Source organism: Novosphingobium sediminicola (assembly GCF_014196525.1).
GTDB classification, from domain to species: domain Bacteria; phylum Pseudomonadota; class Alphaproteobacteria; order Sphingomonadales; family Sphingomonadaceae; genus Novosphingobium; species Novosphingobium sediminicola.
The window spans coordinates 91,602-114,023 of record NZ_JACIDX010000012.1 but is presented as its reverse complement, the minus strand read 5'-3'; the positions used below and the strand labels follow the sequence as shown (position 1 = coordinate 114,023).

Annotated in this window: 21 protein-coding genes; 11 read left to right on the top strand and 10 right to left on the bottom strand. The window is 62.8% G+C overall.

Annotated elements, in window-relative coordinates; genetic code table 11:
• Positions 1-11: 11 nt before the first annotated feature.
• Entirely contained in the window at positions 12-698 is a 687-nt protein-coding gene (locus GGR38_RS15735) for an MBL fold metallo-hydrolase (protein ID WP_281379431.1), read from the bottom strand.
• A 94-nt stretch (positions 699-792) separates the two neighbouring features.
• Here GGR38_RS15735 and GGR38_RS15730 point away from each other — a divergent pair, with 94 nt between their 5' ends.
• The gene (locus GGR38_RS15730; protein WP_183627134.1) at positions 793-1,299 is read left to right on the top strand and encodes a thioredoxin family protein; all 507 of its coding nucleotides are present in this window, start codon (positions 793-795) and stop codon (positions 1,297-1,299) included.
• A gap of 19 nt (positions 1,300-1,318) precedes the next feature.
• On the opposite strand, the gene GGR38_RS15725 is transcribed toward GGR38_RS15730, so the two are convergent.
• Positions 1,319-1,969, bottom strand: coding sequence for a S24 family peptidase (locus GGR38_RS15725; protein ID WP_183627133.1), 651 nt, complete (start codon positions 1,967-1,969; stop codon positions 1,319-1,321).
• A gap of 113 nt (positions 1,970-2,082) precedes the next feature.
• Between GGR38_RS15725 and GGR38_RS15720 the strand changes: the two genes are divergently transcribed.
• Both GGR38_RS15720 and GGR38_RS15715 read left to right on the top strand, forming a co-directional pair.
• Positions 2,083-2,271, top strand: a complete 189-nt coding sequence (locus tag GGR38_RS15720) for a hypothetical protein (protein WP_183627132.1) — start codon at positions 2,083-2,085, stop codon at positions 2,269-2,271.
• Positions 2,261-2,686: a hypothetical protein gene (locus tag GGR38_RS15715; RefSeq protein ID WP_246404752.1), complete on the top strand. Its 426-nt coding sequence runs from the start codon at positions 2,261-2,263 to the stop codon at positions 2,684-2,686. The genes GGR38_RS15720 and GGR38_RS15715 overlap by 11 nt, the downstream gene beginning before the upstream one ends.
• Before the next feature lie 50 nt (positions 2,687-2,736).
• Here GGR38_RS15715 and cysS read toward each other — a convergent pair whose 3' ends face one another.
• From cysS to fsa, 4 genes are read right to left on the bottom strand one after another with little or no spacing between them, the layout of a single operon-like run.
• Entirely contained in the window at positions 2,737-4,206 is a 1,470-nt protein-coding gene (cysS, locus tag GGR38_RS15710) for a cysteine--tRNA ligase (protein WP_183627131.1), read from the bottom strand.
• A gap of 59 nt (positions 4,207-4,265) precedes the next feature.
• Entirely contained in the window at positions 4,266-5,207 is a 942-nt protein-coding gene (locus GGR38_RS15705; RefSeq protein WP_183627130.1) for a hypothetical protein, read from the bottom strand.
• 29 nt (positions 5,208-5,236) lie between these two features.
• Positions 5,237-7,051, bottom strand: a complete 1,815-nt coding sequence (gene cobT, locus GGR38_RS15700; RefSeq protein WP_183627129.1) for a cobaltochelatase subunit CobT — start codon at positions 7,049-7,051, stop codon at positions 5,237-5,239.
• A 19-nt stretch (positions 7,052-7,070) separates the two neighbouring features.
• Entirely contained in the window at positions 7,071-7,721 is a 651-nt protein-coding gene (gene fsa / locus GGR38_RS15695) for a fructose-6-phosphate aldolase (RefSeq protein ID WP_183627128.1), read from the bottom strand.
• Between the two features lie 145 nt (positions 7,722-7,866).
• Between fsa and GGR38_RS15690 the strand changes: the two genes are divergently transcribed.
• Positions 7,867-10,038, top strand: coding sequence for a primosomal protein N' (locus GGR38_RS15690; RefSeq protein ID WP_183627127.1), 2,172 nt, complete (start codon positions 7,867-7,869; stop codon positions 10,036-10,038).
• On the opposite strand, the gene ada is transcribed toward GGR38_RS15690, so the two are convergent.
• On the bottom strand, positions 10,023-11,051 hold the full coding sequence (ada, locus tag GGR38_RS15685; RefSeq protein WP_183627126.1) for a bifunctional DNA-binding transcriptional regulator/O6-methylguanine-DNA methyltransferase Ada: 1,029 nt from the start codon (positions 11,049-11,051) through the stop codon (positions 10,023-10,025). The two genes, GGR38_RS15690 and ada, sit on opposite strands and share 16 nt — an antisense overlap.
• A 286-nt stretch (positions 11,052-11,337) precedes the next feature.
• On the opposite strand from ada, the gene GGR38_RS15680 reads away from it, so the two are divergent.
• The 5 genes from GGR38_RS15680 to GGR38_RS15660 all read left to right on the top strand — a co-directional run bounded on the left by GGR38_RS15680 (position 11,338) and on the right by GGR38_RS15660 (position 16,118).
• Positions 11,338-11,892, top strand: a complete 555-nt coding sequence (locus GGR38_RS15680) for a F0F1 ATP synthase subunit delta (protein WP_183627125.1) — start codon at positions 11,338-11,340, stop codon at positions 11,890-11,892.
• Positions 11,893-11,958: 66 nt separating this feature from the next.
• A complete protein-coding gene (gene atpA, locus GGR38_RS15675) occupies positions 11,959-13,488 on the top strand; it encodes a F0F1 ATP synthase subunit alpha (RefSeq protein ID WP_172338586.1) in 1,530 nt (509 codons plus the stop codon).
• A 30-nt stretch (positions 13,489-13,518) separates the two neighbouring features.
• A complete protein-coding gene (locus tag GGR38_RS15670; RefSeq protein ID WP_172338587.1) occupies positions 13,519-14,391 on the top strand; it encodes a F0F1 ATP synthase subunit gamma in 873 nt (290 codons plus the stop codon).
• A gap of 29 nt (positions 14,392-14,420) precedes the next feature.
• Positions 14,421-15,857, top strand: a complete 1,437-nt coding sequence (gene atpD, locus GGR38_RS15665; RefSeq protein WP_183627124.1) for a F0F1 ATP synthase subunit beta — start codon at positions 14,421-14,423, stop codon at positions 15,855-15,857.
• 3 nt (positions 15,858-15,860) lie between these two features.
• Positions 15,861-16,118 carry an ATP synthase F1 subunit epsilon gene (locus tag GGR38_RS15660; protein WP_168605224.1) on the top strand — a complete coding sequence of 86 codons (258 nt, stop codon included), beginning with the start codon at positions 15,861-15,863 and terminating at the stop codon, positions 16,116-16,118.
• A gap of 359 nt (positions 16,119-16,477) precedes the next feature.
• Here GGR38_RS15660 and GGR38_RS24195 read toward each other — a convergent pair whose 3' ends face one another.
• Entirely contained in the window at positions 16,478-16,819 is a 342-nt protein-coding gene (locus tag GGR38_RS24195; protein WP_246404749.1) for an HNH endonuclease, read from the bottom strand.
• Between the two features lie 113 nt (positions 16,820-16,932).
• Here GGR38_RS24195 and GGR38_RS15650 point away from each other — a divergent pair, with 113 nt between their 5' ends.
• Together GGR38_RS15650 and GGR38_RS15645 are read left to right on the top strand one after the other, a co-directional pair.
• Complete coding sequence (locus tag GGR38_RS15650; protein ID WP_183627122.1) at positions 16,933-18,450, top strand: TadA family conjugal transfer-associated ATPase; 1,518 nt, start codon at positions 16,933-16,935, stop codon at positions 18,448-18,450.
• Positions 18,451-18,529: 79 nt separating this feature from the next.
• Positions 18,530-19,450 carry a DMT family transporter gene (locus tag GGR38_RS15645; protein ID WP_343059126.1) on the top strand — a complete coding sequence of 307 codons (921 nt, stop codon included), beginning with the start codon at positions 18,530-18,532 and terminating at the stop codon, positions 19,448-19,450.
• Between the two features lie 61 nt (positions 19,451-19,511).
• Here GGR38_RS15645 and gcvPB read toward each other — a convergent pair whose 3' ends face one another.
• Together gcvPB and gcvPA are read right to left on the bottom strand one after the other, a co-directional pair.
• Positions 19,512-21,065 carry an aminomethyl-transferring glycine dehydrogenase subunit GcvPB gene (gcvPB, locus tag GGR38_RS15640; RefSeq protein WP_183627121.1) on the bottom strand — a complete coding sequence of 518 codons (1,554 nt, stop codon included), beginning with the start codon at positions 21,063-21,065 and terminating at the stop codon, positions 19,512-19,514.
• Positions 21,065-22,420, bottom strand: coding sequence for an aminomethyl-transferring glycine dehydrogenase subunit GcvPA (gene gcvPA / locus GGR38_RS15635; protein ID WP_183627120.1), 1,356 nt, complete (start codon positions 22,418-22,420; stop codon positions 21,065-21,067). Before gcvPA ends, gcvPB begins: the two co-directional genes overlap by 1 nt.
• Positions 22,421-22,422: the final 2 nt, after the last annotated feature.

Genomic DNA, 22,422 nt, shown 5'->3' with positions numbered 1-22,422 from the left:
ATTAAACGATGTTATCCATAGATGCTGCCCACAAACGGGTTGGTCAGCATCTCATGGCCAAATGTGCTGCATGGCCCATGGCCGGGGACGAATGTGATGTCCTTGCCCAGGGGCCACAGCTTTTTGGTAATCGAATCGATCAGTTGCTGATGATTGCCCTTGGGGAAATCAGTGCGCCCGATGCTGCCCTGAAACAAGACATCGCCCACGATCGCCAGACGCGACGGTTCATGGAAGAACACCACATGGCCCGGCGTATGGCCCGGACAGTGGATCACCTGAAACACCAGTTCGCCCACGCTCACCGTATCGCCATCGACCAGCCAGCGGTCCGGCTCGAAACTCTGGCCAGCAATCCCCATGCGCATATTGGGATTGTCCAGCCCCTCGATCCAGAAGCGGTCATCCTCATGCGGCCCTTCGATGGGCAGGCCCAGATCCTGCGCCAACACGCCCGCCAGCCCGCAGTGATCCATATGCCCATGCGTCACCAGCAGCTTTTCCAGCGTCACGCCGCGCGCCGCGACTTCGGCCTTCAATTTGTCCAGATCGCCGCCCGGATCGATCAGCGCACCGCGCATGGTTTTCGTACACCACACCAGCGAGCAATTCTGCTGGAACGCAGTGACAGGGATGAGATGGATGCGCAGCGGCGGTTCCCCGCTTGCACGCGTGTCAGTAGGTTTGCTTTCAGCCATGACGGAAATCCTAGTGCCAGCCTCGCGCGATGGCCAGTAGAGATAGCAGCAGGGATCGCTATATATACTCTATCTACTTAGTAAGGATTACCCGATGCGTTTCTTCCTCGCCGCCGCCGCTGCCGCGCTTGTTGCCGCCCCGGCCATGGCCGCCCCCGCCCCGCGCCTGCCCGAGGCCAGCTTTGCCGCCCTGCCCCAGCCGCTGCCTCTCCCCTATGACGAGGCGGCCGATGCGCATAAGGACGTGACCGCCGCCATCGCCCGCGCGAAAAAGGAGCACAAACTGGTGATCGTCGATCTGGGCGGCAACTGGTGCCCCGATTGCCGCATTCTGGCCGCGACGATGGCGCTGCCCAGCCTGAACCCTTGGCTGAAGAAGCATTATGAATTGGTGACGGTCGATGTGGGCCGCTACACCAAGAACCTCGACATTGGCGCCACCTATGGCGTGACGCGGCCCAAGGGCGTGCCCGCGCTGTTCATTGTCGATCCGCGCACGAACAAGCTGCTCAACCCCACCACCTCGGTGACGGCCCTGTCGGATGCGCGCTCGATGACACCTCAGGCGCTGGCCGACTGGCTGGCCCAGTGGACTAAGTAAAAGAGGCTGGCGGGCGGTTTTAGAGCCGCCCGCCCTTCCACACCACGCGGCCGATCACGGCCACTTCCTCGGGCGCCAGATCAATCGGATCATAGGCCGGATTGTCGCTTTTCAGGCGCACCCGCCCCGGATGCCCCATATCGATTCGCTTGACCAGCACATGGTCCCCCACGCGCACCACATGGATGCCATCGCGCAAGGCGCGGCGTGAACTGTCCACCAAAATCTCATCGCCATCATTGAGCACGGGATGCATAGAATCCCCGGCCACCGCGATCGTCGTCAGATCTGCCGGGTTCAGCCCCATGCCCCGCAGCCAGCCTTGCGAGAAACGCAGCGCGCCAAAGGGCTGCTCACCGTCCGCCAGCGCGCCCGGCCCGGCCGAGGCGTCAAGCGCAAGGCGGGGAACATCGACCCAATGCTGACGCGCCGGCTTTCCTATGGGAGAAAAAGATTTTTCCTCCATTCCGCCCAACCGCGATTCGTCCACACCGAAGAATTGAGCCAGTTTTCGCCGGTCCCCCTCCTCCAGCTTACGCGGGCTCCCTTTCTTGACGAACTGCTGTAAATAGCTGGAATTACGTCCAATCAGCGACGACAATGCCGCCAGACTGACCCCGCGTTCAGTCGAAAGAGCCATCAGAGCGGTTCGGGCATTTTCCTGTTCCATGTCCAAATTTATAGCATAGGAAATTTCCTAGACAAGATGGCAAAAGAATGAGAACAAATGAGCAACGGATTTGCCGAATCGGACGAATCGTCAAGGGAATAAAGGGGGCCTTCATGCTGTTGCGAATGATTGAGGATTTCCTGTGCCGTACCGGCATGCCGTGGACCAAGTTTGGGCGCATCGTCGCCCATGATCCGCGCCTTGTGGGCGATATGCGCAATGGGCGCAGTCCCCGGTCCGATCTGGCCAATCGCATTGAAATTTATATCAACACCTATTCGGAGATGCCTCATGCGCTTTGATTTTCGCACCAGCAACGACATCGATGCCCAGCGCGTTGCCCTCTTCAGCCCCGCCGCCCGGCTGAATCCCGGCAAGGGCGTGGGTGCGCCGCGCGCCCGCGTTCGCCACCCTTCGGTGCAATTGCTCGATGCGGTGATGCGTCTGGCGGGCGAACATGGCGAATTGATCTCGCATGGCGAGCGTCCCTGGGCCAGCGCGACCTTTCACGGCACGCGCCACACGATCACCCTGCTCTTCAACGGCAAGGATGGCGCGGCGGCGGCCGATGAATTCGTCACCGTGCTGCCCGAGCATGAGTTCACCATCCGCGGCCAATTGGTCGCCGATGCCGTGGTGGCCGAGGTCACGCATGTGACGCTGCCGGTCGAACGGATGGTGGTGGAGGCCGAATTCCTGCTGCTGGCTGATGGGTGAACCCTGTGCCTTTGGCGGGCAAGGGGCGTCATGCCCCTTGCATCTCCGCATCAGGCCAGTTTCCATTCCCAACCCAGCGGGTCGCCATCCATCGCTTCCACCCCGCGCGCGGCCAGTTCATCACGCAAAGCGTCAGAACGGGCAAAATCCTTTTCCGCGCGCGCTTCCTTACGCTGAACCAGCACCGCCTCGATCTCTTCCTCGGTGATGGTCGCAGTTTTGGGGCGCAGACGCAGATCTGCCCGCTCAAGACCCAGCAGGTTCAGCCCCAGCACATTGTCCATTGCCGTGATCGCGCCCAGCTTTTCCACCGCGGGCACCTTCTTCATCCCGGCCACTTCTTCCAGAAGCGTCAGCGCCACCGCAGTGTTCAGATCATCGCTGATCGCGGTATCGAAACGCTCCATCAAAGGCGCGATCTTCTGGCCCCAGCCGCCGATGGCGGCATAACCGGCGTCGGCGCATTGCGCCTTCACCTGCGCCGTGGCCATCAAAAGGCGCTTCAACCGCACCAGCGCCGCGCCCAGACCTTCCCAGCTAAACTCCAGTTCACTGCGATAATGCGCCTGAAGGCACATCAGGCGATAGGCCAGCGGGTGATACCCCCGGTCGATCAGCAATTGCAGGCGCAGAAACTCGCCCGAGGATTTCGACATTTTCCCGCTGCGTTCGACGAGGAAATTGTTGTGCATCCAGAATTGCGCGCCCGAATGAGCCGCCACATCCAGCGAGCCACACCCGCACGCCGCCTGATTCTGCGCAATTTCATTGGGATGGTGGATTTCGCGGTGGTCGATCCCGCCGGTGTGGATGTCGAATGGAAAGCCCAGCACCTCGCCGCTCATGACCGAGCATTCCAGATGCCAGCCCGGCGCGCCGCGACCCCATGGGCTGTCCCATTCCATCTGGCGCGTCTCGCCCTGCGGCGTCTTGCGCCAGATGGCAAAGTCGGCGGCATTGCGCTTGCCATCGACCTTTTCGATGCGGCCTTCACCCTCTTCGGTGTTTGCACGCGCCAACCGCCCATAATCGGCCACGGTCGACACGTCGAAATAGAGCCCGCTCTCCAGTTCATAACAATGGGTGGGCGCGATCTTTTTTGCAAATTCAATCATCTGCGGCACGTAATCGGTGGCGATGGTCCATTGCGCAGGCTGGCGAATGTTCAGCGCGCGCACGTCGGCCCAATAGGCCTGCTTGTAATGCTCGGCGATGTCCCAGATCGACTTGGCCTCTTTGGCGGCCATCTTCTCCATCTTGTCCTCGCCCGCATCCGCGTCATCGGTCAGATGACCCACATCGGTGATATTGATCACATGGGTGAGTTTGAGCCCCTTGAACGAGAGCGTGCGGCCCAGAATATCGGCAAAGACATAAGCGCGCATATTGCCGATATGGGGGTAATTATAGACCGTCGGCCCGCAGGAATAGACCCTCGCCTCGCCCGGATGGACGGGGGTGAAGGTTTCCATCTGGCGGGTCAGGCTGTTAAACAGCTGGAGGGGCGTTTGCTCGGTCATGGCAGGGGCCTATCCCTGCCGCGCGGCAAAGGTCAAGAGGGCGCGAGGATCAAGATGTCTCAGGGCCGCATCGCCATGGGCAGCCCCATCACTGCGTCCCCGCGCAGCGCTCCCGCCTCGGCAAGGCCCATGTCATCCTCGTCGATCATCTTCAATTTCTGCGCGCCATATTCGCTCTTGGACGCAGGCATCAGCGTCGGCCGCGCGATCAGCGCGCTCATCCGCATCCGACAGGCGACATAGGCGACCTGCCCCGCCGCCAGATCCATCCGCAATTCATCGCGCGTCTCGCCGGTGGCGCGAAATATATGCGTTCCGGGCGAAACCGAGGCCGCAAACCACCGCCCCGAACCCAGCGAGGAAACCTTGCGCCCATCCTCGGACACGGTGCAGCCGATAGCCCGCCAAGACAGCGCGGCGGGGCGGAAAAACACCACCAGCGCCCGCTTGTCCGAAGGCGCCGCCACCGCAGCCACCCCATCCTGCCATGTCAGATAGGCCGCTGTTCGCGTGCCCGCCGCCAGCGCCACCTCCCCCCCTTCGCGGAACACCGTTATCAGATTGAGCGGCAGCGTACGGATCGGCGAGATGAACACATTGCGCTCAGCCGATTTCAGGTCGCCCGCCATCCGGTCGCGCCCCTTCATCGTCGGGTCGGCCAGACGCAACGGAATTTGCCGTCCCCCCACCTCCAGATAGCGCAGGCCCAGCGTCAGAATACCCGGCGTGCCGCCCCCACGCGCAGGCTTGGCCTCAATCACCTCGCCCACGCCCAGCGCGCCGGCGGCCAGCACCTGCTCTCCATCGACCATCACCGGTTCGACCAGCCGGATCGGGAACATATCGCCGCGATGGCTGGTCTGGCTGGAAAGGCCGGTCATCACCTCAATGGCGACCAGCGGTTCGTTGGCGCCGGGGCGCTCCCTCTCTGCTCGGGGCGCGGGAGACGGGTTTAACGCCAAAGCCTGCGTGACAAGCCCCAGCGCGATCAGTGCCGCCAACCCATGCCCCCGCATCCAATCCCCCCCGCTTAATCGTCCTCGAACAAGCCCGCCAATTGCTCGATCATCGTGCCGCCCAGTTGCTCGACATCCATGATCGTCACCGCGCGGCGATAGTATCGCGTCACATCATGGCCGATGCCGATCGCCACCAGTTGCACCGGCGACTTATTCTCGATCCAGCCGATCACGCGGCGCAGATGGCCCTCAAGATAACCCGCCGCATTGACCGAGAGCGTGCTGTCATCGACCGGCGCGCCATCGGAAATCACCATCAGGATGCGCCGATCCTCCGGCCGCGAGAGCAGGCGGTCATGCGCCCATTTCAGCGCCTCGCCGTCAATGTTCTCTTTAAGCAGCCCCTCGCGCATCATCAGGCCGAGATTCTTGCGTGCGCGGCGCCAAGGCTCATCAGCCTTTTTATAAACAATGTGGCGCAAGTCATTGAGACGGCCCGGATGTGCAGGCTTGCCCGCCGCCAGCCACGCCTCACGCGATTGCCCACCCTTCCACGCGCGGGTGGTAAAGCCCAGAATCTCGGTCTTCACCCCGCAGCGTTCGAGCGTGCGCGCCAGAACGTCGGCGGAAATGGCGGCAATCGAAATCGGCCGCCCGCGCATCGACCCGGAATTGTCGATCAGCAGCGTGACGATCGTGTCCTTGAACTCGACATCGCGCTCAACCTTATAGCTGAGCGAGGAACCGGGGGCGACGACGATGCGCGACAGGCGCGCGGCATCAAGAATGCCCTCCTCCTGATCGAAGTCCCAACTGCGGTTCTGCTGGGCCATCAGGCGGCGTTGAAGACGATTGGCCAGACGCGTGACGATGCCCTGCAAGCCCTTCAACTGCGCATCCAGATAGGTGCGCAGGCGCGTCAGTTCATCATCGTCGCACAGATCATGCGCGGCGATAACTTCATCATATTTCTCGGAAAAGACCTTGTAATCAAAGTCATTGGGCAGATCGGTCCAGGGGCGGTTCGGACGGGTGGGCAACATGCCCTCCTCGCTGTCCTCGCCCTCGTCGTCCATCTCGCCCTGATCTTCGATCTCGCTCTGCTGGTCGCTGTCGCCCTGCTCGTCGCCCTGGCTGCGGTCTGCGGCCATTTCGACGGGCTGTTGTTCCTGTCCGGGCTGATCCTCGTCGCTCTGCTCTTCCTTGTCCTGCTCGGCGTCCTCATTGTCCTCATCCTCGCCGGGTTCGTCCACGGCTTCGGGTTGGGTCAATTCCAGATGGCGCAGCATGTCCAGAGCAAGGCTTTGAAACGCCTTCTGATCGCCCAGCTTGTCGGCCAGCGCGGCAATATCGCCGCCCGCTTTGTCCTCGATAAAGGCGCGGCGCATTTCAACACCGCCTTTCGCCATTTCCGGGATCGGCTGGCCGGTCAGCTTCTCGCGCAGGATCAGCGCCAGGGCGGTATGCATCGGCACTTGTTCGGCGCGTTCGGCGCGGGCGATGGCGTCGGTGGCCATCCGCATATCCAGCGCCGCGCCCAGATTTTCGCGCATCCCGGCATAGTCATTGGCCCCGAGCGCCTCAAAGCGCACGGTTTCCACCGCATCATAGGCCGCGCGGGCCACCGGTTCGGTCGGCGCATTCTTGCGGTGCAGCACCTCATTATGGTGCTTCAACCGCAGCGCATAGGAATCGGCAAAGCCGCGCGCCTCCATGGCGGCGGCGCGCGGGATGCCCCGCCCCGGCATCGGGACACGAAAGGTCGTGCCCGTCTGGCTGGGGTTATCGGGGCTCCAGTTCACCTCGATGTCGCCCCGCTCGGCAATTGCCCGCGAGGCGCCGGTCAGCGCAGCCTTGAAGCGGTCGAGAGGAGTGTCCTCGGCCAATGTCTATCCCTTGATTCTATTAAAGGCTTTGGCCCGTCTTGGCCCAGTCCGCCATGAAGCCTTCAATGCCCTTGTCCGTCAAGACATGCTTGACCAGACCCTTGATGACGGCGGGCGGCGCGGTCATCACATCGGCGCCGATGCGCGCGCATTCCAGCACATGCACGCCGTGACGGATGCTGGCGGCCAGAATTTCGGTTTCATAGGCATAATTGTCATAGATCAGGCGGATGTCGCGGATCAGATCCATGCCATCAAAGCCGTTGTCGTCATGACGGCCGATGAAGGGCGAGATGAACGAAGCGCCCGCCTTGGCGGCCAGCAGAGCCTGATTGGCCGAGAAGCACAGGGTCACATTCACCTTGGTGCCGTCGCTGGTCAGCGCCTTGCAGGTCTTGAGACCGTCGATGGTCAGAGGAACCTTGATGCAGACATTGTCGGCGATCTTGCGCAGGATTTCGGCCTCGCGCATCATGCCTTCGTGATCCAGCGCGATGACTTCGGCCGAAACCGGGCCATCGACGATGCCGCAGATTTCCTTGGTGACTTCGAGGAAATCACGGCCCGACTTGGCGATCAGCGAAGGGTTGGTGGTGACGCCATCCAGCAGGCCCGTGGCGGCCAGTTCCTTGATGTCGTTGATCTCGGCGGTGTCGACGAAAAACTTCATGGGGTGTCCCCTGACTTGAGTTTGGCCCGGCGGGCGGGCGCGATTCTGTAATGCGGCTGAGGACCGCCTATAGGCAGGTGCGGCGCGATACCCAACCCCCTTTACTAGCCTTGCGGTTCCTATGCACCCGCCCCATAGGGAAGCCATGACCCGCGCCCGCCTGCTTGTGATGAACTCCGCCCTGCCGGTGCTGGATTACCGCGTGCCCCATAGCATGGAGGTCGAGCATGGCAGCGTGGTCCTCGCCCCGCTTGGCCCCCGGCAAGTGATGGGCATCGTGTGGGAGGCTGACCGTCTGCCCGGCGAGGAAGTGGGCGACAATCGGCTGCGGCCTTTGCTCTCGGTGCTGCCGGTGCCGCCTTTGCCGGCGGCTTTGCGGCGGTTGATCGAATGGACCTCGGATTATTATTGCGCGTCTTTGGCCAGCGTGGCGCGGATGGCTTTGTCCTCCACCGCAGCGCTTCAGGGCGGGCGGATGATGACCGAATATCGGTTAAAACCCGATGCAGAGCCGCCAAAGCGTCTGACGCCCCAACGCGCTGCCGCGCTCGAAGCCTTGCAAGGTGCGCAGGGGACCTTGCGCGAATTGGCCGAGGCGGCTGGCGTGACCGAGGCGGTGCTGCGCGGCATGGTCAATGGCGCGATGATGGAAACGGTGCGGGTTGATCTCGACCGGCCCTATCCGCCCGCCGATCCAGCGTTTGACCAACCCGACTTGTCCGATGGACAGCAGGAGGCCGCCGATCAGATGGTCGATGCGGTGCGCGGCGGATTATTTGCCCCCTTCCTGCTCGACGGCGTGACCGGATCGGGCAAAACCGAGACCTATTTCGAAGCCGTGGCCGAGGCGATCCGACTGGGGCGGCAGGTTCTGGTGATGCTGCCCGAAATCGCGCTGACGCAGAATTTCCTGCGCCGGTTCGAGGCGCGTTTCGGGGTGGAGCCGGTGCTGTGGCACTCCAGCCTCAAATCCGCCGAGCGTCGCCGGGCATGGCGCGCGATTGCCGGGGGGCAGGCGCAGGTGGTGGTGGGCGCGCGCTCGGCACTGTTCCTGCCCTTTCCGCGCCTCGGCCTGATCGTGGTGGACGAGGCCCATGAGGTCTCGTTCAAGCAGGATGATGGCGTGCGCTATAATGCCCGCGATGTGGCGGTGATTCGCGCCAGGTTTGAAAAGATCCCGGTCGTGCTGGCCTCGGCCACGCCTGCGCTCGAAAGCCTGACGCTGGCCGAGGCGGGCGTATACAAGCGGATCATCCTGCCCGACCGTTTCGGGGGAGCGCAATTGCCCGATATTCAGATCGTCAATCTGATCCAGCATCCGCCCGAACGAAACCACTGGATTTCGCCGCCTCTGGTCAAAAAGCTGGTGGAGAGGCTGGAGAAGGGAGAGCAGTCGCTGCTGTTCCTCAACCGGCGCGGCTATGCGCCTTTGACGCTGTGCCGGTCCTGCGGCCATAGGTTTCAATGCGATACGTGCAGCGCGTGGCTGGTCGAACATCGCCTCTCGCGCCGCCTCGCCTGCCACCATTGCGGACAGGAGCAGCCGATGCCCACCGCCTGTCCCGAATGCGGCGAGGCGGATTGTCTGGTGGCCTGTGGCCCCGGTGTGGAGCGCATTGCCGATGAGGTGGCGCAGATATTGCCCGAGGCCCGCGTGGCGCTGGTGACGTCAGACACGATGAATACGCCGGATAAGGTGGCCGAATTTGTCGCGGCGGCGGAAAACAAGATGATCGACGTGATCGTCGGCACGCAATTGGTGACCAAGGGCTATCACTTTCCCGACCTGACGCTGGTGGGGGTGATTGATGCCGACCTCGGCCTTGAAGGCGGCGATCTGCGCGCGGGCGAAAGGTCCTATCAACAGATCGCGCAGGTGGCCGGGCGCGCGGGGCGCGGGGAAAAGCCGGGCGAGGTGCTGATCCAGACCCGCCATCCCACCGCGCCCGTCATCGCCGCGCTGGCGGCTGGCGACCGCGATGCCTTTTACGAGGCCGAGGCCGAGGGCCGCCGCCATGCGGGCGCGCCGCCCTTTGGCCGCTGGGCCGCGATCATTGTATCGAGCGAAGAGGAATCCGAAGCCAAAGAAGCCGCCCGCGCGATTGGCGGCACGCGGCCCAATCTGCCCGATGTGGCGATCCTCGGCCCCGCGCCCGCGCCTTTATCCTTGCTGCGCGGGCGTTATCGCTATCGCCTGCTCGTCAATGCGAAACGCAGCGCGGAATTGCAGAAGGTGCTGCGCGAATGGCTGGGCGCGCTCAAATTCCCGCAAGGCGTGCGCGTCAGCATCGACATCGACCCTTATTCCTTCGTCTGAACGCCCTCACGCGCCAGCAACTCCTTCTTCACCCCCTCGCCCCAGGCATAGCCGCCCAGCGCGCCATCGCCCCGGATAACCCGGTGGCAGGGGATCAGCACCGCCACACGATTGGCCCCATTGGCGCTGCCCGCCGCGCGGCAGGCGGCAGGGCGGCCGATGGCGGCGGCAAGCTGTGCATAAGATCGCGTCTCGCCCGCCGGGATCTGACGCAGGGCGGTCCAGACGGACTCCTGAAAGGCGGTGCCGCGCACGTCGAGAGGAATGTCCGATGCCTCGCCGGGGGCCTCCACGGCGCTTAGAACCCGCGCAAAGAGGGTTTTGAACGCCTCGCCCCCTTCGACCAGTTCGGCATGGGGGAAAAGGGCGCGCAAATCCTCGACGCCCACACCAAACGCCAGTCGGCAGATGCCGCGATCCGTGGCGGCCACCAGCATCGCGCCCAAAGTGGTGGGCATCACCGCCCAGTGAATGGTGACGCCTTGGCCACCCTTGGCCCATGCCGATGGGGTCATGCCCATGCGCTCCTTTGCATTGCGATAGAAGGTGGAGGGTCCGCCAAAGCCTGAAGCATAGATTGCCTCGGTGACGGATTGCTGCCCCAGCACCTGTCCCGCGCGCTCGATCCTGCGGGCGCGGGCATAGGCGGCGGGTGACAGGCCGGTGGCCCGTTTGAAGATTCGCTGGAAATGCGACGGGCTATATCCGGTCGCCTCGGCCAGAACGGTTAAAGAAGGCGCATCATCGCCCATCATGCGCAGCGCAACCTCGACCGCCGCACCATCGCGCCCCGCCTCATCGGGGCGACAGCGCAGGCATGGGCGGAAGCCATCGACGCGCGCCGCATCGCCATCGGCAAAGAATCGAACATGATCGCGCAACGGCCGCCGCGCCGGACAGGACGGGCGGCAATAGATGCCCGTGGTCGAAACCGCGAAAACGAAGCGGCCATCGGCGCCCTTGTCGCGTGCCACCACGTTTTCCCAAAAAAGTTCTGTTTGATCGCAGTCCATGAAAACATGCCTAGCACAGGCGCCGGGGCGATGCTTCCCACCCCTTGCGATCAAAGTTTTTTCGGGCAAACTGACGCATAGGAATGCATTGCGCATTTCTCAGACAAACGGGCCGACTTTGCGCTCGACCATGGACTTTGGAATCAGGTGGCAATGGGCCGCTTGCATCGCGCGGTAATCGTCGCTATGCGCGCCGCCCAAGGGGGACAGATACGCAGTTTAACCCTGCGTGTCCTTTCCTTTGCGAACCGGCATAGAGCCTTCCGGCAAGAGGGGACGTAAAAGCGTGGACAATTCCGCCGGCATTACTGCCAGTCTTCAGGGGCGCTACGCGTCCGCCCTGTTTGAACTGGCGCAGGATTTGGGCGTGGTTAGCGCCGTAGAAGCGGACCTTGAGGCGCTGGGTGCGGCAATTGCCGAATCCGACGACCTGTCCGCCCTGATTCGTAACCCGCAGATCAGCCGCGATGCGGCTGGCCGTGCGGTCGAGGGTGTGGCCGGGGTCCTTGGCCTTGGTGACGTAACCCGCAAATTCCTTGGCGTGCTGGCTGCTGGCCGTCGCCTTTCGGCCCTGCCCGACATCATCCGTGCCTTTGCCGCCATCGCGGCGGCTGCGCGCGGCGAAGTGACGGCGCAGGTAACCAGCGCCCACCCGCTGAGCGACGATCAGCTTGCCGCCCTGTCGGGCAAGCTTGCTGCTCGTGAAGGCAAGGCCATCAAGCTGAAGACCAGCGTCGATCCCGAACTGCTTGGCGGTTTGGTCGTGCGCATCGGCAGCCAGCAGATCGACAGCTCGATCCGCACCCGTCTCAATTCTCTCGCCCAAAAGATGAGGGGCTAACAGGCCCCTCCTAAAGGGTCGATTGCGGGGCCACAGCCCCCAACAAGGTTCGATGAAAGGCTGAACATGACAATTCGCGCCGCTGAAATCTCGAAGGTCATCAAGGACCAGATTGCCAACTTCGGCACCGAAGCTCAGGTTTCGGAAGTAGGCTCTGTGCTCTCGGTGGGTGACGGTATCGCCCGCATCCATGGTCTGGACAAGGTCCAGGCCGGTGAAATGGTGGAATTCGCCAATGGCGTTCAGGGCATGGCCTTGAACCTGGAAGCCGACAATGTCGGCGTCGTGATCTTCGGCTCGGACAGCGAGATCAAGGAAGGCGACACCGTCAAGCGCACCGGCACCATCGTGGACGTTCCGGTGGGCAAGGGCCTGCTGGGCCGCGTGGTTGACGCTCTTGGCAACCCGATCGACGGCAAGGGTCCGATCATCTCGGACAAGCGCAGCCGCGTCGAAGTCAAGGCTCCGGGCATCATCCCGCGTAAGTCGGTGCATGAACCCGTGCAGACGGGCCTGAAGGCCATTGACGCTCTGGTTCCGGTTGGCCGCGGCCAGCGCGAACTGATCATCGGCGACCGTCAGACCGGCAAGACCGCCGTGGCGATCGACACGTTCATCAACCAGAAGGCCGTCAACGCCGGTGATGACGAATCGAAGAAGCTGTACTGCATCTACGTCGCCGTGGGTCAGAAGCGTTCGACCGTCGCGCAGATCGTGCGTCAGCTCGAAGAAAACGGCGCGATGGAATATTCGGTCGTGATCGCCGCCACCGCTTCGGAGCCCGCTCCGCTGCAGTATCTGGCGCCCTACACCGGTGCGGCCATCGGCGAATTCTTCCGCGACAACGCGATGCACGCCGTGATCGTGTATGACGACCTTTCCAAGCAGGCTGTGGCTTATCGTCAGATGTCGCTGCTGCTGCGTCGTCCCCCGGGCCGCGAAGCCTATCCCGGCGACGTGTTCTATCTCCACTCGCGTCTGCTGGAACGCGCTGCCAAGCTGAACGATGACATGGGCGCCGGTTCGCTGACCGCTCTGCCGATCATCGAAACGCAGGCGGGCGACGTGTCGGCCTACATTCCGACCAACGTGATCTCGATCACCGACGGCCAGATCTTCCTTGAAACCGGCCTGTTCTATCAGGGCGTCCGTCCGGCCATTAACGTTGGTCTGTCGGTGTCGCGCGTGGGTTCGTCGGCTCAGACCAAGGCGATGAAGAAGGTTGCCGGCTCGATCAAGCTGGAGCTGGCCCAGTATCGCGAAATGGCCGCGTTCGCTCAGTTCGGTTCGGACCTCGACGCTTCGACCCAGAAGCTGCTGAACCGCGGTGCGCGTCTGACCGAGCTGCTCAAGCAGGCTCAGTTCTCGCCGCTCGGTTTTGAAGAGCAGACCTGCGTCATCTTCGCGGGCACCAACGGTTATCTGGACTCGATCCCGACCAACCGCGTGACGGAATATGAAGCCGAACTGCTCAGCTTCCTGCGTTCGCAGCATGGCGATCTGCTCGACCTGATCCGCAACACCAAGGATCTGGGCGACGAAGCCAAGGGCAAGCTCAAGGCCGCTCTGGACGCTTTCGGCAAGCAGTTCGCTTAAGTCAGGTCTAGCTACGAAAGGTAGTTGGCAATGGCCAGCCTTAAGGAACTCAAAGGCCGGATCAACTCGGTCAAGTCGACCCAGAAGATCACCAAGGCCAAGCAAATGGTCGCGGCGGCGAAACTGCGCAAGGCGCAGTCCGCTGCCGAGGCCGCGCGCCCCTATGCCTCGCGGCTGGCGGGCGTTGTCGCCAGCCTCGCCTCGCGCATCGTGGTCAGCGAAAGCAGCCCCAAGCTGCTGGCCGGCACCGGCAAGGATGCAGTGCATCTGCTGGTGGTGGCCAATTCGGATCGCGGTCTGTGCGGCGCCTTCAACTCGAACATCGTCAAGGCGGCTCGCCTGAAGGCCAAGGCTCTGGAAGCCGAAGGCAAGAAGGTGCAGTTCTATCTGATCGGTCGCAAGGGCCGCGCGGTTATCCGTCGCGAATTCCCCAATGCGATCATCGGCGGCTTTGACACCACGACCGTTCGTGAAGCAGGCTACGGCGAAGCCGATGCGATCGCTGCCGAACTGGTGGCGCTGTATGATGCAGGCAAGTTTGATGTAGCGCATCTGTTCTTCAGCCGTTTCCGCAGCGCCCTGCTGCAGGAGCCGACCGAACAGCAGATTATCCCCGTTCCGGCCCCCAAGTCGGCTGTGGCGGCGGATTCGGTGGTCGAATATGAGCCCGAGGAAGAAGAAATCCTCGCCGCTCTGCTGCCGCGCTATCTCAAGACGCAGATTTTCGGCGCTCTGCTGGAAAATGCGGCCAGCGAACAGGGTGCATCCATGACCGCCATGGATAACGCCACCCGCAACGCAGGCGACCTGATCAGCAAGCTGACCATCCAGTATAACCGCAGCCGTCAGGCCGCGATCACCACTGAACTCATTGAAATCATCGCGGGCGCCGAAGCGCTCTGACGACGACACAGCAGGCAAGGAAGAAACCCATGTCCACCAGCACTGGCAAGATTGCCCAGGTTATCGGCGCCGTCGTCGACGTTGCCTTCGACGGGGAACTCCCGGCGATTCTGACCGCTCTGGAAACCGACAACAACGGCAACCGTCTGGTTCTCGAAGTTGCTCAGCACCTTGGCGAAAACACCGTCCGCACCATCGCGATGGATGCCACCGAAGGTCTGACCCGCGGCCAGACCGTGACCAGCACCGGCGCGCAGATCTCGGTGCCGGTCGGCCCCAAGACGCTGGGCCGCATCATGAACGTCGTGGGCGATCCCATCGACGAACGTGGCCCGGTCGGCGCCGATCAGGTTGCCCCGATCCACGCCAAGGCTCCCGAATTCATCGACCAGTCGACCGAAGCGGCGATCCTCGTGACCGGCATCAAGGTCATCGACCTTCTGGCTCCCTATGCCAAGGGCGGCAAGATCGGTCTGTTCGGCGGCGCAGGCGTGGGCAAGACGGTTCTCATTCAGGAACTGATCAACAACATCGCCAAGGGCCACGGCGGCGTGTCGGTGTTCGCGGGCGTGGGGGAACGCACCCGCGAAGGTAACGACCTTTACCACGAATTCCTTGACGCCGGCGTTATCGCCAAGGACGCCGAAGGCAACCCGACCCCCGATGGTTCGAAGGTTGCTCTCGTATTCGGCCAGATGAACGAACCGCCGGGCGCCCGCGCTCGTGTGGCTCTGTCGGGTCTGACCATGGCTGAATACTTCCGTGACCAGGAAGGCCAGGACGTGCTGTTCTTCGTGGACAACATCTTCCGCTTTACCCAGGCCGGTTCGGAAGTGTCGGCTCTGCTGGGCCGTATTCCTTCGGCCGTGGGTTATCAGCCCACCCTGTCGACCGACATGGGCGCGCTGCAGGAACGCATCACCTCGACCACCAAGGGTTCGATCACCTCGGTTCAGGCGATTTACGTTCCCGCGGACGACCTTACCGACCCGGCGCCGGCTACCTCGTTCGCCCACTTGGACGCAACGACCACGCTGAACCGCGCAATTTCGGAACTTGGCATCTATCCGGCGGTTGACCCGCTCGACTCGACCTCGCGCGTGCTGACGCCCGCCGTTGTCGGTCAGGAGCACTACGAAACCGCCCGCCGCGTTCAGGAAACGCTGCAGAAGTACAAGTCGCTGCAGGACATCATCGCGATCCTGGGCATGGACGAGCTTTCGGAAGAAGATAAGCTCACCGTGGCCCGCGCCCGCAAGATCCAGCGCTTCCTGTCGCAGCCCTTCCACGTGGCCGAAGTGTTCACCGGCATCAGCGGCAAGTTCGTGCAGGTCGAAGACACCGTGAAGTCGTTCAAGGCTGTGGTCGATGGCGAATACGACCACCTGCCCGAAGCGGCCTTCTACATGGTCGGCGGCATCGAGGAAGCGGTCGCCAAGGCCAAGAAGCTGGCTGAGGCTGCCTAAGCCATGGCGCTGCATTTCGAACTCGTCACGCCTGCAAAGCTGGTTCGTTCCGAGGAAGTCCACATGGTGGTCGTCCCCGGTTCGGAAGGCGAGTTCGGCGTGCTGGAAGGCCATGCGCCTTTCCTCTCGACCATCGCCGATGGCACCGTGAAAGTGTACAAGAGCGAAAACGCGGCTCCGGAAGAAATCGCCATCGCTGGCGGTTTTGCCGAAGTGACGCCCAAGGGTCTGACCGTGCTGGCTGAAAAGCTGGTTGGTTGATCGTTGGTGATCGGCGGGGCTGATGGCCTCGTCGATACGCTTTGACGGATAACAGATTAGGGGTCGGAAAGGGGTTAGCGCCTTTTTCCGGCCCTTTTCTATTGGGATGAGGTGCCTCCGGCGGGCAAAGGGACTTGTCCCTTTGCAATCCCGTTATTGTCATTGTTGCGCATCCGAGGCAGCGTAATGGTGTCAAAGGCCATGTTTAAATTTTAAAAGCCTGCGGCGCGAAGCAGCGCAACATCGCCGCGCCGCAGGCCATTAAACCGCTTCGCGGATCAGCGCTCCATAGCCGATCTCAGGCAACCCCATAACGGGATTGCACAAGGCCCCCGCCCTTTGCCCGCCGGAGGCAAACCTTACCCCCTCCCCCTCCTCGCAGTCGGCACATGAAAATCGGGGTCCTTTCCCGCCACCCAGTTCAGAAACCGCGCCAAAACCTCATGCCCGCGCAACATCGCGACATCCTCGCCGATGCGCGCCAGTTCGGCATTGGTGAAATTGGCATGCAGCGCCCGGTGACAGATCGGATGCACGCCGACCACGCTGCGTCCGCCGCGTGATTTGGGAACCGGGTGATGCCATTCGGCCCTCTGCCCCAGCGGCCTTTCGCACAGCCAGCAAGAAGGCGCCGGTGGGGACGCAGATGCCTCATCCGGATCGTTATAATCGGTATTTGCCCGTGATCGCCGCTTGGCCATTAGCAAATCCTCAAAGTTTCCACTCTATTCACCTTGCTCAATTGGCACAGGCAGATCGCATTCCCAAACGGTCGCATGCGACATCTGTGCGGTATGTGAAGGAATGGACGACGATGAGCGCATTCGGTCGACGCACTGGCCCCGGCAGCTTCGGCGCTGGGGCAAGACCGCAGTTCGGCGTAGCGCGCCCGATGCGGGCCGATGGATTGCCGACCGGCGCACCGCCGCCGCCGCCTTCGGGCGGGGACCAATTTCCGCCTTTGCCCGCCGAGACCGAGATGTCGATGGACAGCAAGGGCGGCGATGCCATGGCGCGCCTGGCCGAGCGGATGAATTCGACCGTCGAATCCACCCGCCAGGCTGAAGGTTTCGAGGCCAGCGTTCACAAAATCAAGGAGCAGGTGCTGCCCCGCCTGCTGGAACGCGTTGACCCGGAAGCGGCGGCCACGCTGACCAAGGATGAGTTGGCCGAGGAATTCCGCCCGATCATCATGGAGGTTCTGGCCGAACTGAAAATCACGCTGAACCGGCGCGAGCAATTCGCGCTGGAAAAGGTGCTGATCGATGAATTGCTTGGCTTTGGCCCGCTGGAGGAATTGCTTAACGATCCCGACGTGTCCGATATCATGGTCAATGGCCCGGACCAGACCTATATCGAAAAGAAGGGCAAACTTCAGCTTTCCACGATCCGTTTCCGCGATGAACAGCATCTGTTCCAGATCGCCCAGCGCATCGTCAATCAGGTCGGCCGCCGCGTTGACCAGACCACGCCGCTGGCCGACGCCCGATTGAAGGACGGCAGCCGTGTGAACGTGATCGTGCCGCCGCTGTCCTTGCGCGGCACGGCGATCTCGATCCGTAAGTTTTCCGAAAAGCCGATCACCATCGACATGCTGCGCGATTTCGGATCGATGAATGACCGCATGGCCACAGCGCTGAAAATCGCGGGCGCATGCCGGATGAACATCGTGATTTCGGGCGGCACGGGTTCGGGCAAGACCACCATGCTCAACGCCCTGTCGAAAATGATCGATCCGGGCGAGCGTGTGCTGACCATCGAAGACGCGGCCGAACTTCGCCTGCAACAGCCGCACTGGTTGCCGCTGGAAACGCGCCCGCCCAATCTCGAAGGACAAGGCGCGATCACCATTGGCGACCTTGTGAAAAACGCCCTGCGTATGCGCCCCGACCGCATCATCCTCGGCGAAATTCGTGGCGCGGAATGTTTTGACCTGCTGGCCGCGATGAACACCGGCCACGATGGCTCGATGTGTACGCTCCACGCCAACAGCCCGCGCGAATGCCTTGGTCGTATGGAAAACATGATCCTGATGGGCGACATCAAGATCCCCAAGGAAGCCATCAGCCGCCAGATCGCCGAATCGGTCGATCTCATCGTTCAGGTAAAGCGCCTGCGCGATGGCAGCCGCCGCACCACCAATATCACCGAGGTGATCGGGATGGAGGGCGATGTAATCGTCACGCAGGAATTGTTCAAATTCGAATATCTGGACGAAACCGACGACGGCAAGATCATCGGCGAATGGCGCTCCTCGGGCCTGCGTCCCTACACGCTGGAAAAGGCGCGCCAGTTTGGCTTTGATCAGACCTTCCTTGAGGCATGCCTCTGACCGGCTGATGCGGGCGCGGCATCGCGCGATGCGCAAAATAGCGGTGCAACAATCGTCCCCGATGGGTTAAGGGCCGCGCGTGCCTCAACATCAACGCCCCTTTCTGGCGCTGGGCCTGCGCCTTGCCGCCACGCTCGCGCTGGCCACGCTCTATATGATGGTCAAGCTGCTGCATCAGCGCGGCGTGGCCCTGCCCGAAATCATGTTCTGGCGTCAGGCTTTGACGATCCCCTTGCTGGGCGGATGGCTAGCGGTGCGGGGCAAATTGTTTTCGCTCTATACGCGGCGGCTCAAAACCCATGCCTTGCGCACGATCACCGGCTCGATCGGCATGGTCTGCTTGTTCGGCGCGCAGGTCTTGCTGCCTTTGCCGGTGGCCACCGTGCTGGGGTTTACCACGCCGCTGTTTGCGGTGCTGCTGACGGCGATTGTCTATAAATCGCCGCCGGGGCGGCTGCGCTGGATGGCGGTGGCGCTGGGTTTTGCGGGCGTGCTGATCATCACCGCGCCGCGCGATGGCGCCTCGATTGCAGGGGGAATTTCGCCGCTGGGGCTGGCGGCGGGGCTTTCCTCCGGCTTTCTGGTGGCGGTCATCAGCCTGCAGATCCGGGATCTGACCAGCACCGAGACGCCGATTGCGGTGGTCTTCTACTTCGCGCTTTTCGGCACGCTGCTGCTGACCCCGACGATGCTGTGGTATATGACGCCGCATTCGCCCGCGCTCTGGGCCGAGATCATCGCGATGGGCGTCGTCGGCGCGCTGGCGCAGGTGCTGCTGACGGCGGCGCTGCGCTTTGGTTCGGCGGCCAGCGTGCTGGTGATGGACTATGCCACGTTGATCTGGACGACGATCTATGGCTGGACGATCTTCGAGCAATTGCCGCCCGCGCATACATGGGCCGGGGCGCCGCTGATCGTGGCGGCGGGGATGATGATCGCCCTGCGCGAGCATCGGCGGGTTAAAGAGGACAGGATCAAAGCGGCCCGCGAAACCGCCTGAAACGGGCATAGAAAAAGGGCCGCCACGCGAACGCAGCGGCCCCCTCCTGCGACCCTATAGCTTAGTCCTTCCAGACCAGCTTGGGCTTGCGCGCCGCCAGCGTTTCATCAACGCGGCGCCGCGGTGTATAGTGAGGCGCGCTTTTTAACGTCACGTCCCCTGCCCGCCCGCGCTCGGCCAGCGAGCGCATCGAGGCGATCAGACGGTCGGTGCCAGCCTTGCTCTCGGTTTCGGTGGGTTCGACCAGCATCGCGCCATGGACCACCAGCGGGAAATAGACCGTCATCGGGTGGAAACCCTCGTCGATCAGACCCTTGGCGAGATCCAGCGTCGAGAAGCCTTCGGCCATGCCATTGTCGCTGAACAAGGCCTCATGCATGCACGGGCCATAGGCGGCAAAGGGCGCGTCCAGCACATCTTCCAGCTCGCGCAGGATGTAATTGGCGTTCAGCACCGCATCCTCGGACACCTGACGCAGACCATCCGCGCCGTGGCTGAGGATATAGGTCAGCGCGCGCGTGAACATGCCCATCTGGCCATGGAACGCGGTCATGCGACCAAAGCTGTTGGGATGACCATGATCGTGCGCATCGCCTTCCTCGACCAGATGCGCGACGCCATCGGCATCGAGCGTCGCGAAGGGCAGCGGGGCAAACGGAGCCAAAGCCTCGGACAGCACCACCGGACCCGAACCCGGACCACCGCCGCCATGGGGCGTCGAAAAGGTCTTGTGCAGGTTGATATGCATTGCATCAATGCCAAGGTCGCCGGGGCGCACCTTGCCGACGATGGCGTTGAAATTCGCGCCGTCGCAATAGACATAGCCGCCCACGCCATGCACTGCATCCGAGATGACCTTCAGGTCACGCTCGAACAAGCCGCAGGTGTTGGGGTTGGTGATCATCACGCCCGCGATGTCCGGCCCCAGGCGAGCCGTCAGCGCGGCCACGTCCACGCGGCCATCCTCGGTTGCGGGGATATTTTCCACACGGAAACCGGCGAAGGCGGCAGTGGCCGGATTCGTCCCATGCGCGCTTTCGGGCACCAGCACCACAGGGCGTTCCTCGCCACGCGCGGTCAGAGCGGCGCGGATGCAGAGCAGTCCGCAAAGCTCGCCATGCGCGCCCGCCTTGGGGGTCATGGCAACGGCGGGCATGCCCGTCAGCGCCATCAGCCAATCGGCAAGCTGCGTGATGACCTTCAGCGCGCCCTGCACCGTCTGCGTCGGCTGAAGCGGGTGGACATCGGCAAAACCGGCCATCCGCGCGACCTTTTCATTCAGGCGCGGGTTGTGCTTCATCGTGCAGGAGCCGAGCGGGAACGGCCCCAGATCGATGGCATAGTTCTGACGCGAAAGGCGCGTGTAATGACGCACCACTTCCGGCTCGGTCAGACCCGGCAGAGCCGGAGCGGCCTTGCGCAGGAACTTGCCCAGCGCGGGCGCGGGCGCCACGTCGGCATCGTCGAAATCGACGCCATAGGTGCCGGGCGCGGCCAGTTCGAAGATCAGCTTTTCTTCAAGGTTGAGGCCATGATCGCCGCTGACCGTGGCGGGCAGGATCGCGCCTGCCTCACCCATTTCCGGGCGCCAGCCCGAAGCGTTGGGAGCGTTCATCACAGCACCTCCTTCAGCGCCGCCACAAGGGCCGCGATATCTTCATCGCTCGTGCATTCCGTGGCCGTCAGCAGCAGCCCATTGGCCAGCGCGGGCTGATTTGTATAGAGACGGCCCAAAGGCACGCCGCCCAAAACGCCCTTGGCCGCCAGGGCATCGACGACCTCGCGCGCGTCCTTGGGCAGGATCACGGTGAATTCGTTGAAATAGGCATCGTTCAGGACACTTATGCCCGGAACCTGCATCAAAGCCTGGGCAAGCGCCTGCGCCTTGCCATGGTTGATGCGGGCCAGACGTTCCAGTCCAGCGCCGCCCAGAAGGCTCATGTGAATGCTGAAAGCCAGCGCACAAAGTCCTGAATTGGTGCAGATATTGCTGGTCGCCTTTTCGCGGCGAATATGCTGTTCGCGCGTCGAGAGCGTCAGCACGAAGCTGCGGCGCCCTTCGGCATCCACCGTTTCGCCGCACAGACGACCGGGGATCTGACGCAGGAACTTTTCGCGGCAACCGAACAGGCCCAGATACGGCCCGCCAAATTGCAGGCCCACGCCCAGCGACTGCCCCTCACCCACGACGATATCCGCGCCCAGCGCGCCGGGAGCTTCGAGCAGACCCAGCGCCACCGGCTCGGTCACCACCGCGATCAGCAGCGCGCCATGCGCCTGCGCCGCCGCAGCGATGGCGGCCAGATCTGGGATGCGGCCCAGAATATCCGGGTATTGCACCACAACCGCGCTCGTCTCGCCATCGATGGCGGCGATGATTGCGGCATCCTCGGCATCGCCCGACAGCACCGGGGCCTGCGCCACCAGCACGTCATCGGTGAAACGCGCCATGGTCTGGGCGGTCGCCACATAATGCGGATGCAGGCCGCCGGTCAGGATCGACTTCTTCCGCTTGGTCACGCGATGCGCCATCGCGATCGCTTCCCAGCAGGCGGTCGAGCCGTCATAGAGGCTGGCGTTGGCAATATCAGTGCCCAGCAGGCGCGCGACCTGCGTCTGGAACTCAAAGAGCACCTGAAGCGTGCCCTGCGCGATTTCGGGCTGATAGGGCGTATAGGCGGTGAGGAACTCGCCGCGCTGGATCAGGTGATCGACGCTGGCGGGGATATGGTGCTTATACGCGCCCGCGCCCAGAAAGAAGGGCGCCGCGCCCGCCGAGAGGTTCTCTCCGGCAAGGCGGCCCATATGGCGTTCGACCGCCATTTCGCTCGCGTGTGCAGGCAGGCCCGCAATGGGTCCGGCCTGCAACGCATCAGCGGGCACATCGGAAAACAGCGCGTCAATATTGTCCACGCCGATCCGCGCCAGCATCGTGGCGCGGTCGGCCGGAGTGAGAGGCAAATAGCGCATGA